This is a genomic window from Ferranicluibacter rubi (assembly GCF_011603255.1).
In the GTDB taxonomy this organism is placed as follows: domain Bacteria; phylum Pseudomonadota; class Alphaproteobacteria; order Rhizobiales; family Rhizobiaceae; genus Ferranicluibacter; species Ferranicluibacter rubi.
This window is the reverse complement of the sequence record NZ_JAANCM010000003.1, coordinates 346,329-363,074: the sequence shown is the minus strand read 5'-3', so window position 1 is coordinate 363,074 and position 16,746 is coordinate 346,329. Positions and strand designations below refer to the sequence as shown.

At 63.9% G+C, this 16,746-nt stretch carries 15 protein-coding genes; 4 read left to right on the top strand and 11 right to left on the bottom strand.

Translation table 11 applies throughout. From position 1 onward, the window contains the following. Positions 1-57: 57 nt before the first annotated feature. Positions 58-357: a PepSY domain-containing protein gene (locus G8E10_RS08370; RefSeq protein ID WP_165910633.1), complete on the bottom strand. Its 300-nt coding sequence runs from the start codon at positions 355-357 to the stop codon at positions 58-60. 169 nt (positions 358-526) lie between these two features. On the opposite strand from G8E10_RS08370, the gene G8E10_RS08365 reads away from it, so the two are divergent. Beyond that, positions 527-1,111, top strand: coding sequence for a calcium-binding protein (locus tag G8E10_RS08365; RefSeq protein ID WP_110801597.1), 585 nt, complete (start codon positions 527-529; stop codon positions 1,109-1,111). 62 nt (positions 1,112-1,173) lie between these two features. Beyond that, positions 1,174-1,545 carry a PRC-barrel domain-containing protein gene (locus G8E10_RS08360; RefSeq protein WP_110801598.1) on the top strand — a complete coding sequence of 124 codons (372 nt, stop codon included), beginning with the start codon at positions 1,174-1,176 and terminating at the stop codon, positions 1,543-1,545. A gap of 114 nt (positions 1,546-1,659) precedes the next feature. On the opposite strand, the gene G8E10_RS08355 is transcribed toward G8E10_RS08360, so the two are convergent. From G8E10_RS08355 to G8E10_RS08310, 10 genes are all read right to left on the bottom strand, one after another. Then, positions 1,660-2,700 carry a glycerol-3-phosphate dehydrogenase gene (locus G8E10_RS08355; protein ID WP_110801599.1) on the bottom strand — a complete coding sequence of 347 codons (1,041 nt, stop codon included), beginning with the start codon at positions 2,698-2,700 and terminating at the stop codon, positions 1,660-1,662. 31 nt (positions 2,701-2,731) lie between these two features. Beyond that, on the bottom strand, positions 2,732-4,780 hold the full coding sequence (locus G8E10_RS08350; protein WP_110801600.1) for a bifunctional aldolase/short-chain dehydrogenase: 2,049 nt from the start codon (positions 4,778-4,780) through the stop codon (positions 2,732-2,734). Between the two features lie 80 nt (positions 4,781-4,860). Then, positions 4,861-5,925, bottom strand: a complete 1,065-nt coding sequence (locus G8E10_RS08345; RefSeq protein WP_110801601.1) for an ABC transporter ATP-binding protein — start codon at positions 5,923-5,925, stop codon at positions 4,861-4,863. Positions 5,926-5,966: 41 nt separating this feature from the next. Further along, entirely contained in the window at positions 5,967-6,692 is a 726-nt protein-coding gene (locus G8E10_RS08340) for an SDR family oxidoreductase (RefSeq protein WP_110801602.1), read from the bottom strand. 89 nt (positions 6,693-6,781) lie between these two features. Further along, positions 6,782-8,278 carry an ABC transporter substrate-binding protein gene (locus tag G8E10_RS08335; RefSeq protein WP_110801603.1) on the bottom strand — a complete coding sequence of 499 codons (1,497 nt, stop codon included), beginning with the start codon at positions 8,276-8,278 and terminating at the stop codon, positions 6,782-6,784. Positions 8,279-8,359: 81 nt separating this feature from the next. Beyond that, the gene (locus G8E10_RS08330; RefSeq protein WP_110801604.1) at positions 8,360-9,235 is read right to left on the bottom strand and encodes a carbohydrate ABC transporter permease; all 876 of its coding nucleotides are present in this window, start codon (positions 9,233-9,235) and stop codon (positions 8,360-8,362) included. A gap of 1 nt (position 9,236) precedes the next feature. After that, positions 9,237-10,124: a carbohydrate ABC transporter permease gene (locus G8E10_RS08325; RefSeq protein ID WP_110729429.1), complete on the bottom strand. Its 888-nt coding sequence runs from the start codon at positions 10,122-10,124 to the stop codon at positions 9,237-9,239. A gap of 129 nt (positions 10,125-10,253) precedes the next feature. Beyond that, a complete protein-coding gene (gene glpD / locus G8E10_RS08320; RefSeq protein ID WP_110801605.1) occupies positions 10,254-11,795 on the bottom strand; it encodes a glycerol-3-phosphate dehydrogenase in 1,542 nt (513 codons plus the stop codon). Beyond that, entirely contained in the window at positions 11,792-12,604 is an 813-nt protein-coding gene (locus G8E10_RS08315) for an HAD family hydrolase (protein WP_110801606.1), read from the bottom strand. Before G8E10_RS08315 ends, glpD begins: the two co-directional genes overlap by 4 nt. A 4-nt stretch (positions 12,605-12,608) precedes the next feature. Beyond that, positions 12,609-13,958, bottom strand: coding sequence for an iron-containing alcohol dehydrogenase (locus tag G8E10_RS08310; RefSeq protein WP_110801607.1), 1,350 nt, complete (start codon positions 13,956-13,958; stop codon positions 12,609-12,611). Positions 13,959-14,068: 110 nt separating this feature from the next. On the opposite strand from G8E10_RS08310, the gene G8E10_RS08305 reads away from it, so the two are divergent. Both G8E10_RS08305 and G8E10_RS08300 read left to right on the top strand, forming a co-directional pair. Then, entirely contained in the window at positions 14,069-15,061 is a 993-nt protein-coding gene (locus G8E10_RS08305; protein WP_245420140.1) for a sugar-binding transcriptional regulator, read from the top strand. 135 nt (positions 15,062-15,196) lie between these two features. Next, the gene (locus G8E10_RS08300; protein WP_110801609.1) at positions 15,197-16,729 is read left to right on the top strand and encodes a xylulokinase; all 1,533 of its coding nucleotides are present in this window, start codon (positions 15,197-15,199) and stop codon (positions 16,727-16,729) included. Positions 16,730-16,746 lie beyond the last annotated feature (17 nt).

The window sequence follows — 16,746 nt, the reverse complement described above, 5'->3', positions numbered from 1 at the left end:
TCGCCCGAAAGTGTGCAGCGGTTTCGGGAGGACGACATGCATCAACACAAAGACGCTTTAGGGCAGAATTTCCAGAGTTCGGGCATCGACGACGATTTCGAGGAGCTGGCCCGTTTCCTGCAGAATTTCCAGTTCATAGACGAAGCGGCCATTGTCACGCTCGAATTCGATTTCGATGATGTCGCCTTTGATCGTCTTTCGCACATGCGCGATGATGTCCTCCAGCGGACGGACGCGACCTTCGGCCAGCGCCTGCCGCGCCGCTTCCTGGTCCAGCAGATCGTCGCCGTCATCCGAAATCGCAGGCGCTGCGAGAAACAGGACGGAAAATGTTACGGCCGCGGCGAAACGGGACATTCGGTGAAGATGGAACATCCCGCGCACTACCACGCCCAAGCTGACAGAATGTTGACAAAGCCTGTCAGGGCAGGAGAGGCGACCTCGTGCATTATCGTTCCGTACCAACGACACCGGCAGCCGTCATCGGCTGAACAGACCGTGTCGGACACAGCCAAGGGAGACGATCATGGTCACGCGCAAAGGCACCAGCAAGGCCGACCTCATCAACGGCACGAATACAAACGACAAGCTCTACGGTCTTGACGGAAACGATCAGCTGTTCGGCAAGAACGGCAATGACGACCTGTATGGCGGCAATGGCAATGATAGCCTCTACGGTGGAAACGGCCACGACGAGATCGACGGCGGCGCCGGTAACGACCGTCTCTATGGAGAGGCCGGCAATGACGATCTTGAGGGCGGCGCCGGGAATGACCGTCTCGAAGGCGGCGCCGGAAACGACGAGATCGAAGGGGGTACCGGCAACGACATCCTCGACGGCGGCGCCGGCTTCAATGAGCTGAGCGGCGGTCGCGGCTCCGATACCTTCATCTTCAAGTCAGGCATCACCGAGATCGAGGATTTCCAGTCGGGCGTCGATCGGCTGCAAATCTCCAAGTCGCTCGGCGTCGCCAGTTTCGACGACATTCTCGCGCTGGCACGCTCCACCGACGGTGGCGACGATGTCATCATCGATTTTGGCCAGCACGAACTTCATCTCGAAGACATGCGGCTTGCCGACCTGAAGGCCAGCGATTTTCTCCTCGTCTGAGGCGAGCACACAATGGTCTGCCCGGCCATCGGTCGGGACAGTGACAGGAATGGAGTACAGAAATGACCCGATTTACCACATTTATCGCCACCTCCGCTCTGGTCGCCCTCACGGGTACGGCGGCGATCGCGCAGACGCCCGCTTTGGTTAAGGTGGCCGACGCGACGGTGCTGCCCGGCCTGAATGTGACCGCCGACGATCTCGAAGGCATGCACGTCTACAACACGGCAGGCCAGCGCATCGGCGAGATCGAAGATGTCGTTGGGGCGGATTCGTCTGTTGCCACGGGCGTTGTGATCGATTTCGACAACAATTCAGGACTCGGCCGCGAAAACCGCGTCGTGCCACTCTCCGGCCTCAAGCAGGATGGCCTGCGTCTGGTCGTCGATCTCGATGCGGCGAAGGCTGCAGCACTGCCCGTCTTCGACGATTAATCCCGGGGTAGCACCTGTTCGGATCATGCAGCAGGTCCAGAGCGCTAAAGCGCCGTGCGTCTGATATGACGCGCGGCGCTGTAACAAGATCAGATCCGCGTACCGACCGCGGCATCAGCCGGCGTTCGCTGGCAGGTAGAGTTTCTCAAAATCGAACTCGAACAGTGTCTTGCCAAGAACGGCGTCGATGATCGCCTTGGTGAGAGGGAATCTCACGGAATCACGGCCCATACCGTGAAGCAGCGATGCGACGACGCGGGCGGTATCGATGCCTTCCACCGTCTCGTTGGCGAGTTCCTGTGTCATGGCTTCCTCGACATTCCGCTTTCGGCCAAGGCTGTGGCCAAGCCGGCTGTTTCGTCCGCCGCCGACGGTGACGTGCAGATCGCCCAGACCGGCGAGGTCGAAGGCGGTGGAGCGCGCTCCGCCGACCATCTCGCACAGCATGGCCATTTCGTGGACGGCCTGGGTGAAGGCGGCAGCGGTCGGGTTCTTAGACTGCCCGTCCGCACGAAGCGCGTCGGGATAGCGGGTCTGCATGGCGCTGACGCCGATGGCGAAGAAATTTTTCAGGGCGGCGCAGGCCTCGACCCCGGTCAGGTCGTCGCTGACGGCGAGGCGGTAATAGGGCGTGCGGAAGAGGGCTGCCGCTCGCTTCGCTGCGGCCTCATTCCGCGCGGCATAGACACTCGCTGTCGGCAGGCGCAGCGCAAGTTCGCGGGCGATGCAGGGGCCGCCGATGCCGATGAAGGTGCCAAGGCGGTTGATGCGCTCCGGCACGGTTTCGGCGAAGGTCACGACGGCGCCGTCCCTGCGATCAAGGCCCTTGGTCACGAAGGCGACCGTCGTCTCCCGGCGCAGCAGTTCGTTCAGCCTGTCGACCGCCCAGGTGATGCCGGGACTGCTGACGCCGACGACGATCAGGTCGGCCTTGTCTGTATCCTCCGCTGTCAGGGCTGCGTCCGCGATGACGCGGACGGTGCCGGGCAGCGGCGCGTCGAGTTTGGGATGTGTTCCGCCCGGTGCCTGCATCCGCGCGACGACTGCGTCGTCGAGCGGCGTCCCCGAGAGAACGACCGCGTGGCCGTTGTCGCTGGCGGGCACGGCCAGTGCCGTTCCCATGACGCCGGCCCCCAGAATCAGAATATTGGCCATGGACCTTTTCTCCTGCGATGGGTTGGCTGCGTCAGCGCATCATGGCGGCGACGTTGCCGCCGTCGACCGTGATGACGGCGCCGCTTGAGGTCCGCGCCTTGGCCAGGTGCACGAAGGCGGCTGCGACATCGGCGGCCGTGACCTCGCGGCCGACAAGGTTCGCCGAGAGATAGGCTTCCGGCGTGACGCCGCGCGCCTTGCTACGGGCCGCCACCATCTCGTCGGTCATCAGTCCGGTGCGGATTCGGTCCGCATTGACGGCATTGGAGGTGATGCCGGACGCGCCGTGCTCCACCGCATATTGCCGCATCAGCGCCATCAGCGCGGCCTTCGACGTGCCGTAGGGGCCGAAATCCGCGCCCGGATTGACCGCCTGTTTGGAGACGTTGAAGACGAGCGCGCCGCCGGTCTTCTGCTGTTCCATCACCCGCACCACGGCCCGCGCCATATAGTGATGTCCCCAGAAATTGAGGTCGAACGCCTTGCGGAACGTGTCTTCCGACACGGTGAGAAGGCTGCCCTGGAAGGCGGCGCCGGCATTGGAAATCAGGATATCGACACCGCCGAAATGCGCGGCGACGGACGCCACGGCCGCATCCACCCCATCCGGATCGGTGACGTCGCAGACGACCGGGAATGCGCCGATGCGTTTTGCCTCCCGCGCCACACCCTCCGGAGAAATGTCGAACAGCGCGATCTCGGCACCCTCCGCCTTCAGGGCTTCGGCGACCGCAAGGCCAAGACCGCTCGCGCCGCCGGTGACGATGGCGACCTGTCGGGTCAGCGGCTTTTCGACCGATTTCGCTAGCTTCACCTGCTCCAGCGACCAGTATTCGATATCGAACAGATCCGCTTCGGAGAGCGCTTCGAACGCGTCGATGCCCTCGGCATTGGTGATGACGGCGATGGTCGCTTCAGCGACATCGGCGCCCACCAGCGCGTTCTTGCGGGCGGCCCCCGCTGCAAAGAGGCCGACGCCTGCGACGTAGAACACCCGCGGCATCGGGTCGAGCATGCGCTTGCCGCCGCCGACGCGGGCGTTGTTGCGCTCGAAATAGGCTTTATACTCCTCCTGATAGGCCTTGACCGCCGCCGTCACGGTCTCGGCCCACGCATCCAGCGTTCCCGTCTCCGGTGCCGGCAGGGCGACGCCGAAGCGCTTGATGTGGATGACATGCTCGGGCGTCGCGTTTCCACGCCGGACCAGCGACGAAACAGTCTCGGCATTGCAGAAATCGAGGATCTTTTCGCTCGAGCGGTGCTCCAGCACGAACCGGCGAGGCGCGCCCTCCACCTCCGTGGAAAGTGCGATCGCACCGCGCAGGATGGGCGCGATCTCGGCCGCGCTGGCGATCTTTCGCGGCAGCGTCACGCCCCGGAACGGCTTCGGGTTCCCCTTGGCGATCCGCTTTTCCGCAGCATCGATCTTGGCGATCATGTCCTCGTAGCTCGTGCGCGGATCTTCCGACCAGGTGAAGATGCCGTGCTTGAGCAGGATCATGCCATCGCCGCCGGGATTGGCCTTGAAGGCGGCATCGCAGGCCTTAGCCAGATCGAAACCGGGCATCACATAGGGAACAATGATGGCATTCGGAAACAGCTCGCGCACCAGCGCTTCGCCATTCGGCTGGTTGGTCAGGGAGACGATGGCGTTGGCATGGGTGTGGTCGATATGCTTGAACGGCAGGAGACCGTGCAAGATCGCCTCGACCGATGGGTTGGGGGCTGAGGGATCGAGCAGCAGGCGGCGCTGCAGCATCACCATGTCGTCGTCGGACAGGGTGTCGAACGCGACCATGGCCTTCAGCGGCTCCAGCCGCACGGCCGGCAGGCCCTGAGGTTCGATCGTGCCCATGTCCCAGCCGCTGCCCTTGACGCAGAGCACCTCGATCTCAGTTCCGTCCATCTCCGTGAAGACGGTCTTGACCGACGTATTCCCACCGCCATGCAGCACCAGCTCGGGATCCTGCCCCAGAAGGCGCGTCGTATAGGTGCGGATGGCGAGATCGCGATTGATGCCCTTTGCGACATAGGCATCGACGACGGCTTTGAATTCGGTATCCGACCAGCGGGATCTCATGGTGACGGTCCTTTCTGTGCCGGCGCGATCGGGCAGGCCGGCAGACGATGGAATGGGATGGAAGTGATGGATCGCAGCGCCTAAAGGCGCGCTTCCGTTTCGGCGTTGAAGACGTGAACCTTGGACGGCGGGATGGAGAAGCGGACCTCGCTGCCCTCGGCAAAGCGGGCGGTCTTGTCCACCGACACCGTGAAGCGTCCATCGGCACCGTCGCAAAAGAGCTGGGCATCGTGGCCGAGCCGCTCGACAAGCACGGATTTCGCCGAAAGCGCGCCCGCGCCATCGACCACGACATCGGTCGGACGCAGGCCGATGACGACCTTCTCGCCGGGCCTGGCTGTCGTCGTCGTTTCCAGCACCACCCGTCCGGTCGCCGTGTCGACGGCGGGCATGCCGTCGGACACGACGACCGTTCCGGGGAGGAAATTGATAGCGGACGCGCCGATGAAGTCGGCGACGTATTTGCTGGCCGGCCGGTCGTAGACCTCGTCGGGAGAGCCGATCTGCTCGATCTTGCCGGCGCGCATGACCACGATCTTGTCGGCCATCGTCATGGCCTCGATCTGGTCGTGCGTCACGTAGACGGTGGTGGTCTTCAGCCGGTTGTGCAGCTGCCGGATCTCGGTGCGCATATGGGCGCGCAGCTTGGCGTCGAGGTTCGAGAGCGGCTCGTCGAACAGGAACACCGCAGCTTCGCGCACCATGGCCCGCCCCATGGCGACGCGCTGACGCTGCCCGCCGGAAAGCTCCTTGGGGTAGCGGTCGAGATAGGGCGTGAGGTTGAGCGTCTCGGCCGCCCATTCCACCCGGCGCTTGATCTCGGCCGGGGGTATCTTGGCGACCTCGAGGCTGAAGGAGATGTTGTCGTAGACCTTCATGGTGGGATAGAGCGCGTAGTTCTGGAACACCATGGCGATATTCCGGTCGCGCGGATGCAGCGTGTTGACGCGGTTGCCGTCGATGAGCAAATCGCCCTCGCTGACGCTTTCCAGCCCGGCCGTCATGCGCAGCAGGGTCGTCTTGCCGCAGCCGGACGGGCCGAGCAGCACCACGAAATCCTGATCCGCGATCTTGAAGGAGATGTCGCGCATGATCGTGAAGGCGCCGAAGGACTTGCCTATGCGCTGGTATTCGACGGTCGCCATTGAATGTACTCCATAATAGGCCGTGGGTGGACGGCGTCTTTTCAGTAGGTCTGCTGCGTCGGCGTGATGACGATTTCCTGCACGATGGCGCGTTGCGGCAGTGCATAGGCGTCGAGGATCAGGCCAGCGACGATATCGGCGGAAATGCCGCCGCCGATGGCCGCCTTGTTCGACTTGTAGTTTTCCAGCGTCTGGAGATCGTTGACGTGATCGAGGACCTCGGTGTCGACGATACCGGGCGACACGACGACGACACGGACATTGTGGGGCGCGAGATAGGCGCGCAGGCTTTCCGACACCGCGTGAACGAAGAACTTCGTGCCGCAGTAGACGGTGTGGTCGGGATAGACCTTCCGCCCGGCGATCGAGCTCATCATCACCAGCGTGCCCTGCTTGCGCTCGACCATGCCGGCCAGCACGGCATGCACGCTGTTCATGACGCCCTTGGTGTTGATGTCGATCATCTCGTCCCACTCTTCGGGGGGCTGCGTGGCGATGTCGCCAAGCCTTGCGATGCCGGCATTGGCAAACATCAGATCGACCGGGCCGTGTTCTGCCTCCGCATCGCGGACGGCGGCGGCAAGGCTTGCGCGGTCGCGCACATCGACCTTGCGCAACACGGTGCGGGGAAGGTCGAGCGCCTCAAGGCGGTCCAGCCTGCGCGCCATCAGGAGAAGCGGGTGGCCGGCCTCCGAGAAGGCGCGGGCCACGGCCTCGCCGATCCCGGAACTCGCGCCCGTAATGGCGATCAGGGGTTTGTTGTCCATCATCGTTTCCTCCGTCGGTCTGCGTCGAGCGTCATCATGTTCGGAAGAGGTCGCGGGATTGCCGCGACCTCTTCGTTTCAAGGCGAGGCTCAGCCCTTCAGGACGGCCGCGATCCCGGTGCTGATGTCGTCGAGCGCTTCCTTGGACGAGCCGTAGCTGCCCGAGAAATACTTGCCGAGCGCCACGGGGATCGTGTCGGAGGAGATCTGCGCCCATTCCGGCAGGTCCGGTTCGGAGCCCATGTACTTGTCGATGGTCTCCCGTACGACCGGCAGGTGCCGGGTGGTACCGGCGCCCACGCGGGCATGGCTCTTGACGCGCGGATCGTCATAGACGCTCGCCCGTGTCGGGCCGGTGCCGCCGCCCAGCGTCGTCACCAGTGCCTGCGTGTCGGCGCAGGTCGCCCACTGCATGAACAGCCATGCGGCATCCGGGTTCTTGGAGTAACGCGAGACCGCCAGCGACGAGCCGCCCTGATGGCCGACGCCGGGAATTTCGCCGAAACCGCATTCTTCCGGCTTGCGCAGGGAGATCGGCTGCGGCGGGATGACGGCTTCGCAGAGGCCGGAAACCTTGGTCTGCGTCGGATCGTCAAAGAAGGGGAAGAACTCGCCCCAGGACAGCATGGATGCCGCAACCCCTTGAGCGACCGCCTGTCCCTGTCCGTCCCATGTCCACTGGTTGACGCCCGGCGGCATGATGTCCTTGAGCTTCGTGTAGTAGTCGAGGGCAGCGATGCCGCGTTCGTCATTGCCGACAAAGGTCTTGTCCGCATTGAAGATCGACCCGCCGTGACCCCACAGCATCGAGGTCCATTCGCATTCCAGCGCATAGTGGCCGGACTTCATCTGCCCGGCATAGCCGAACGTGTCCGGCCCCATTTCCTTCGTGATGGTGGCGGAGTTGGTGTAAAGCTCCTCAAACGTCGCTGGCGCCTTCAGGCCGAGCTTTTCGTAGATATCCCGGCGGTAGATCATGATGAAGATCGGGATGTCGTAGGGCACGCCGACCCAGCGATCCTGATATTTCGAAATCCCGTCCACCAGCGCCGGCAGGAAGTCGTCGATATTGTAGTTCGGCATGGCAAGGTCGGCCTTGGCCTTGATCTGCTCGCGCGGATCGAAGACGTCCTGGCTGAAGGATGCGGCCCAGCTCTGGTCGATGTAATAGAGGTCGTAGGTGCCGAGCGAGGACGCCACGTCCAGCGTCATCTTCTGGAGAACCTGTTCGAGCGGCAGGACCTCGATCTCGACCTTGATACCCGTCGCTTCCTCGAAATACTTCTTCAGTTGCGAGTTGATCGCGTTCGATGGCGGCGTGGATTCCGTGGCGAATTTCAGCGTGGTGCCAGCAAAGGGTTTGCCGACGTCCTTCAGCCAGGCCATCACCTCGGCCGAGGGCTGCATCTCTTCCTGGGCCAAAGCCTTGTTCAGCATGAAGGGGCGGCTTCCCATGCCCATTCCGAGCGCTGCGGCGCCCAGTCCCAGCTTGCTGGTTGCGCGCAGGAAGGCGCGTCGGTCCATCTGGCCCCGCACGAAACGGTCCGTGACGGACGCCAGGTATGATTTTCTATCGCTGTCTTTCACTGTTCTCTCCTCCAATCTCCGCTGCCGGGATTGGCAACGGACGTCGTTGATCGAACGGCAGGCCCTCCCGGCCCGCCGCAGTCATTGCTTCAGCGAGCCCATGGTCAGGCCCCGCACCAGATGGCGCTGGACCAGAAGGACGACGAAGAAGGCAGGCACGATCGCAGCAGCACCGAGGGCAGCCATATTGCCCCAGGCGGTTCCGATCGAAGTCACGAAGGTGGACGACACCACGGGCACGGTCTTCAGGCCCGTCTGGGTGAGCGTGAGGACGAACAGGAATTCCGTCCACGAGAAGATGAAGCAGAGGACGGCGGTCGCCGCGATCCCGCCCTTGGCCATCGGCAGAACGACGCGCCGGAAGATCGTCCAGCGGGACGCGCCGTCGAGAAGCGCGCTCTCGTCGATCTCGGCGGGGATGTCGTCGAAGAAGCTTTTGAGCAGCAGCACCGCCAGCGGCAGGTTCATCAGCCCGTGGATCAGGATCACGCCGATATAGGTGTCGAGCAGGTTGAACTGCTTGAAGATGAAGAACATCGGGATGGCGACCGCCACCGGCGGCATCATGCGCGTCGACAGCACCCAGTTGACGAACTGGTGACGGCCACGAAAATTCATTCGGGACAGCGCATAGGAGGCGAAGGTCGCCACCGTGATGGCGAGCACCGTCGACATCGACGCGACCACGATGGAATCCCACAGCCGCGGGGCCATGTAGAAGTTTCCACCGCCGGGGGCGACGGCGTCCTGCCGGGCGAAGCCGAAGGAAATGCCGAAGACCTGCTCAAAATTGCGCATCGTCGGCTGGAAATTGAAGATGATCGGCGGCCAGTTGAAGATGTCCTTGGAGTCGCGGAAGGCCACCGAGGTCCAGAAATAGATCGGGAAGAAGAAGGCGCCGACCACCAGCCAGCCGGCAATGGTGCGAACGGTGCGGACGAGTTTGCTCTGATGCATGTTACCACCTGACCTTGGCGACGCGGATGAAGAGGTTGGCCATGACCATGACGATCACGAGGCTCGTCAGGCTCAGCGTCGCGCCATAGCCCCATTTCAGGAACGAGAATGTCTGCTGCCAGGCATAGAGACTGACCGTGTAGGTCGCGGTTCCAGGCCCGCCCGAGGTCATGACAAAGACGTAGTCGAACACCCGGAACAGATCGATGCCGCGCAGAAGGACGGCGACCGCGATGACCCGCGACATCATCGGCAGGGTCAGCCGGCGGAACATCTGGAACGAGGACGCCCCGTCGATGGATGCCGCCTCATAGGGCTCGGCCGGCAGCGACCGCAGGCCCGCCATGAAGATCAGCACCATGAAGGGCGTCCACTGCCAGATTTCCGCGACGAGCACGCCGAGAAGGGCAAGGGACGAGGTTCCAAGAATCGGCGTCGATTTGTCGAGCAATCCGAGCTGGCCGAGGAAGTAGGAGAGCACGCCGAACTGCGAGTCCTCCATCAGCAGGAACATCATGCCGGCGATGGCGGGCGGGATGACCAGCGTCATCGACAGGATGGCCCGCAGGGCGGCAAAGCCCGGCAGTTCGGCATCGAGCAGCATGGCGACGGACATGCCGAGGATGATCTCGACCGTCAGGGCGATGAAGAAATAGAGGAAGGTGACGCCGAGCGCGCCCCAGAACCGGCCGTCATTGACCAGCTGGATCCAGTTGGCCATGCCGACATATTTCAGCACTCTCTGCTTGGGCACGAATTCGTGGAAGCTGAGCCAGATGTTGTAGATCAGCGGATAGACGGTGAAGACCACCAGCAGCGCGACGAGCGGCAGCAGCCATGGCCACGGCGAATCCGAGATCGCGATGCGTTTCACCTGTGCAATGGACATTGCGCTTCATTCCTCCCTGATACCGGACGCAAGCTGCGCCGCATGCTCTTCCCGTATCGGTCACCGCTCTCTCCCAACGGCATCTCGATACGTCCCTTTCGACCGGCGCGGGACCGATCGCCGTTCGTGCTAGCCGCTGGCCACAGCCTTCGGAGCGTCTGCCTGCCGGCGTCTCTCCGCCATGAAGGCGTCGAGCGCGTCGATCTGATCCGGTGTCATGCGCAGCCCGGATTTCGTCCGGCGCCAGACGATGTCGGCGGCCGTGCGGGCATATTCCCGGTCCATCAGAAACAGGACTTCACTTTCCGTCAAGGAACCGCCGAAATCGCGGCCGAGATCCTCGCGGCTGCGTGCGGTGCCCAGAATGTCGCGGGCCTCCAGCCCGTAGTGCCGCACGAGACGCTGCGCCTCGCGCTCCGACAGGAAGCCGTATCTCTGGCGAAGGTCGCGCGCCACGTCTCCGGCCGTGCCGGGTGGGAAATCGCCGCCGGGCAACGCCCGCGTCGCCGTCCAGCCGCGCTTGCCGCCCGTGTCGGGGAACACCACGGCGAGCTTGTCCAGCGCATCTTCCGCAAGGCAGCGATAGGTGGTGATCTTGCCGCCAAAGACGGACAGGAGCGGCGCCCGGCCGGGGCCGTGATCGAGGGACAACACGTAGTCGCGCGTCGTTTCCTGGGCATTCGCCGCGCCGTCGTCATAGAGCGAGCGCACGCCGGAATAGGTCCAGACGACGTCTGCCTCGGTGATCGGACGCTGGAAATAGGACGAAATGGCCTTGACGAGATAGGCGATCTCCGCTGGCGAGGCCTTTACGTCTTTCGGGTCGCCGCGATAGTCCTGATCGGTCGTGCCGATCAGCGTGAAATCATCCTCATAGGGAATGGCGAAGATAATGCGGCCGTCCGGATTCTGGAAGATGTAGCACCGGTCATGGTCGTAGAGCTTCGGCACCACGATATGGGAGCCCTGTACCAGCCGCGCCCGTCCGTTGGCGTTGACACCCGCCACGCCGGAGAGAAAGCTGTCGACCCAGGGGCCGGCGGCATTGACCACGGCGCGGGCGCGGACCTCGCTGCGAGAGCCGGTCTCCTCGTCCTGAAGCGTCAACTGCCACTGATCGGCCTCTCGCCGCGCCGCGATGCACGCGGTCTGCACGCGAATGTCGGCACCGTTCGCGGCCGCGTCCCTTGCATTGAGCACGACGAGACGATTGTCCTGCACCCAGCAGTCCGAATATTCGAAGCCGATGCCGGAGACATCGCGCAAGGGTCGCCCGACCGGATCGGTGCGCAGGCGGCGCGTCACCGTCGCCGGCAGGCGCTTGCGACCGCCGAGATGATCATAGAGGAAGAGCCCGAGGCGCAGCAACCACGCCGGCCGCAGGCCCTTGCGGTGCGGCAGCACGAAGCGGAGCGGCCAGATGATGTGCGGTGCGATCGCCCATAGCCGCTCGCGTTCGGCCAGCGCATGGCGCACCAGTTTGAATTCGTAATGCTCCAGATAGCGAAGTCCGCCATGGATGAGCTTGGTCGAGGCCGACGATGTCGCCGAGCCGAGGTCGGACCGCTCGACCAGCAGGACCTTCAGGCCCCGGCCGGCCGCATCCCGCGCGATGCCGGCACCGTTGATGCCGCCGCCCACCACGACGAGATCGAACACCGGCGCACTCATGCCGCATTCCTCCGGGGGCCGGCGTTCAGAAGATGGTTGGCCACTTCCACGAAGCCGTAGCCGCCGCGTGCCACTGTCACATAGGTGGGGTTCGCCTCCATGCGGCCGTCGAACTGCAGGACATTGGCGACGCCGCAGGCGTTGGGAAAGAAACCGAACATCGGCGCGTCGTTCGGGCTGTCGCCGACGAAGACGATCGCGTCCTGCTCCCGGTCGATATCGATACCGAGGATATCGGCGGCGAAGCGGCGGGCCATGGTCAGCTTGTCGTAAGCGCCATACCATCCGTTCACATGGATCGAGGACACCTTGGCGACGGCGCCCTCCTCCTCGAAAATGCTCTTGATCCGGTCCACATCGGACACGGCAAGTGCTGGAATATCCTCGCAGAAATCGATGGCAAGGTCCGCCTCGCGGTAGAGCTGGTCTGCCGAAAGGGCCGAACCCGGAACCTCGCGCAGGATCCGCTGCTTGACGTGCTGCAGCTTTTCCCGGTCGCTTGCCCGCTGCTGATCGGCGACGGCGAAGACGCGGTGCATGCGGCGCAGCTCTTCATCGTAGGCGAAATAGAAGGCCCCGTTCTCGCCGACCACACCGGCGACGGGCCACATGCGGGCGATCATGTCGCACCATCCGGCAGGCCGGCCGGTGATGGGGGCGACCGCGATGCCGGCCGCGGTCAGCCGCTCCAGCGCGTCATAGGCGCAGGACGGAAGCCGGCCGTCATTCGTCAACGTATCGTCGATATCGGCGAACAGCACCCTGATCCGCGCCGCCGCCTCGATGGGCATGTCCAGGATCGGTCGCATCGCGTCATGCCTCCCCGGCCGCGAAGTCCGCGAGAATGCCGGCATCTGCCGCCACATCGAGAAAGGAATAGCGGTTGCGCATCTCGCGGCTGTGGATCACGGCCTCGCGATAGCGGGCGACGGGAAGGCCGAGATCCTGCGATGTCATCGGGCCTCCGGCGTCCGACAGAAGCCTTTCCATCTCGGCCACGGGCAGCGCGAAGGCATTCAACTCGCCGCGCAGGGTCGGCCAGAGTTCGGCGAATGTTTCGTTGATCCGGGCCGCGCCGCGCTCGTCGAAGATCTTGCCCTTCAGCTCCTCGAAGCATTGTGCCGCGATATCCGGCCCCATGCGCCGCGCCATATCGGCCGGGTCGATCCGCGTCGGGCGGATGACCGGTGCGGTTTCGCTGTCGAGAAAATGCCGCTGCAGCCGCGCCATGGTCAGCGTCGCCACGCCGACCTGCTGGCCATGCAGCGTGCCGGGATGATCTTCACCGGCAAAGCAGTCGATGTAGTGGGAGATCTGATGCTCGCCCATCGAGCCGTGATTGGACATGCCGGTAAACGAGACGCCAAGGCCGCAGAGCGTCAGGACGCGGTGGAGATAGCCATTCGCCGCGATGTCGCCTGCGGCAATCCCTGCCGCGCGGGCGTTCAGCTCTTCCTCGTCCTTCTCCTGGATGATGTAGGGAACGGCGGAGTAGAGCGTGGACAGCAGCCTGTGCGACATCCACCAGTCGACCTGCGCGACGGAGCGCACGAGGCAATCGGCAAAGCCGGAGGCCGACAGGTGCCGCGGCGCGCGGGCGCTGACGCCGAGATCGACGAAGAAGCCGGCCGGCCCCTGCGAGGGCAGGGAGACCTTCAACCCGCTTTCGAGCGTCATGGATGCCGTGGTGGAGGTGTAGCCGTTCATCGAAGCTGCCGTGCCGAACACGGCATAGCGCTTTCCGGCCTTCGCCGTGACGAACTTGCAGAGATCGTTGATCGTGCCGGACCCGACCGCGATGACGGCATCCGCGCCATGCAGTTTCTGGCGCAGGTCTTCGGCATGTCCCATGTCCGCATGGGGATGGTCGAGCACAACGGTTTCGACCGGTCCGAGATCCCGCAAGGCGCTCGCCACGCGGGAACCCATCGCATCCCACGTATTCGTATCGGTCACCACCGTGAAGCGCTCGCCGAGCCCGAGACCCGCGACCAGATCCGCCTCCCTGCCGTCGAGGCTCTCGTCGATGACGATAGACTCATAGGGAACGCGGGCGAGCTTGCCCGTCTCGGGGTTCGTCCATTTGCCCTCGACGATATCGTCGATCAGTGCGGTCCAGTTCGGGCGCATGCTCTGCGCCGTGTCGGTCGTTCCAAATTCCATGACTGCCGAGGCCTCCTCGCCTTTCGATCAAATGACAACAGGTCATGGCATATGTCAATACATAAGACAGTGGAAGTTGACAAATGACAGGATCGGCGTCAGATAGCGTCATGGCCAAGGCAAAGACGTCAGACCGGATCGATGCGGAAAAGGGGGCACTCGTCCCTATGGAATTCGACGATTCCATCATGTGGGCAGCTTGGCTCTATTATGCCGACGAGATGACGCAGAGCGAGATCGCCAAGCGGCTGAACGTGTCCCGCGCGACGATCGTCAATTACCTGCAGGAAGCGCGCGAGCGCGGCATCGTCTCCGTCAACATCCATCCGAAGGCGGGCAGTCGCACGAGCATCGCCCGCGCGTTGATGGCGAAGTTCGATCTCGCGGGCGCCTTCGTCATTCCGGACGGCGACGAGCAGGCTCTGACGCAGCGGCTGGGCGATGCGGGCGCGCGTGTTCTGGCAGACCAAGTGGAGGACAACGACACGATCGGCGTTGCCTGGGGGCGCACAGTGCTGGCCGTGGCCGACCAGATCTCGCTGACGCGACCGGCCCGCAACGTGACGGTCGTGCAGGTTTCGGGCAGCTCCACCGGCGAGGCGGACTTTTCGCCGGAGCTGTGTACGTCGCTTTTGTCCAACCGCATCCACGCGCGATGCGTCAACCTGCTAGCGCCGGCCGTGTTGTCGACCAAGGCCCTGAAGGCGCTGCTTCTGGCCGAGCCCGTGCTGCGCAAGCAGATGGACCTCGTTCATTCCGCCAACCGCATCCTCTTCGGCGTCGGCGATATCGGGCCGAAGAGCACGGTGCGACAGGCTGGCATCGCCGAGCCGGAAGAGATCGACGATTACGTGGCGCGCGGCGCGACCGCCGTGATCATCGGCCGCTTCATCGACGCCCATGGCGGCGCCGTCGGCGGGCCGCATGACGAGCGCGTCGTCGGCATCACGCTGGACGAGTTGAAGAACGTTCCAAGCCGCATCTGCGTGGCGGGCGGCCCCACGAAAATCAGGGCGATCATCGCCACGCTCGAGGCAGGATATGTTACCCATTTCATTACCGACATGGCGACGGCGGAAGCTTTAATCGCCGCGCCGCAATGATGCCGGGAAGGTTGAACGTGTAAGTCGGAACTTATATAAGGGATGTGCGTAAGGCCGGTGGAGGAGCTCCGGTTTGCGCAGGTGCGCTCGATCCCGTCGAGCCCCGGCATCTCGCTGCACAGGGAGGAGCAGTGCATGCCTGATCGCGAGCGTTTCGTCATCGGAATCGATTCGTCCACGCAATCCGTCAAGGCCATCGCCTGGACGCAGGACGGGCGCTGCCATGCGGAGGGTCGCGCTCCGCTGACGATCAGCACGCCGGACTCCTTGCGTGCCGAACAGAATGCCGACGAATGGTGGACAGCAGCTTGCGCCGCCCTGCAGTCGCTGATGCGGCAGGTGGACCCTGCGCTGATCGACGGTATTGCCATTTCCAACCAGCGCGAGACGATGGTCCTCCTTGATGCCGACGATCGTCCTCTTGCGCCTGCGACCCTATGGCTCGACCGGCGTGCCCACGAACTCGTCTCCGTACTGGCGAACGAACTCGGCCCCGGCCGGCTTCATGCGATCTCCGGCAAGCCGATCGATGTCATTCCCTGCGTCTACCGGCTGCGTTACTTCCGCGAGCACGAGCCGAACCTTCTCGACAAGGCCGCCCGCATTCTCAGTGTCCATGATTTCCTGACGCTGAAACTGACGGGCAGCGCCTCGGCCAGCTGGACGAGCGCCGATCCATTCGGCATCCTCGACATCGAGAAAAAGACCTGGTCGCGCGAGATCCTCGATCACCTTGAAATTCCCTTGGAAAAGCTGCCGCCTCTCCACGCGCCGGGAACGGCGATCGGGCAGATCACCGCGTCGGCGGCCGCAGCCACCGGACTTCGGCCGGGAACGCCGGTCTTTGCCGGCGGTGGCGATGGCAACTGCGCGGGCCTCGGGGTCAACGCGATCAATGAGGGCGCCGTCTATCTCAATCTCGGCACGGCCGTTGTCGGCGGCTTGTGGTCGGCAACCCCCGAACTCAGCAATTACTGGCGCACGCTAGTGTCTCCGAGCGGGGAGGGCTATCTGCTGGAAAGCTGCCAGCGCGGCGGCGCCTATTTCTTCAACTGGCTGCTGGATGCCTTCGCCGGTGGGCGTGGCGATCCCGGCGTCTTCGAGCGGCTCGAATCCGAGGCGATCCGCCTTCCAGTCGGCTCGAACGGCGTCACCGTTTGCTCCTATCTCGTCGGCTGCATGGACCCGCACTGGGACGATACGGCACGTGCGACCTTCTCGGGCATGGGACCGGACACGGGGATCGGCCATCTCTACCGAGCTTCGATGGAGGCGATCACGCTCGAATTTGCGCGCTCGCTGGCAAAAATGCGGGAAAGTGGCGCGAAAGCCGACCGCCTGTTCGTCATAGGCGGCGGTGCCGAGAGCAGGCTCTGGCGCAAGATGGTGGCGGACGCCACGGGCCTCCCCGTCATCCGCAGCCTGTCCAACGAGGCCTCCGCCCTTGGCGCTGGCATGTCGGCGGCCGTCGGCGCCGGATGGTACGATGGCTTCAAGGCGACAGCCAACGCCATGACCCGCCTCGCCGAGGAAATCCCGCCCGACCCGACGGCCCGGCCTCTCTGGGACGATCTTTCGGAGCGACAGGGGCGGCTGTACCGGGCGACACGCCAGGAGACGGTGCCTGCTGCCGGTTTCGTGGACACGCCGCTCAGGCGTTTCCGATGAAACGGGAGAGACCGGAC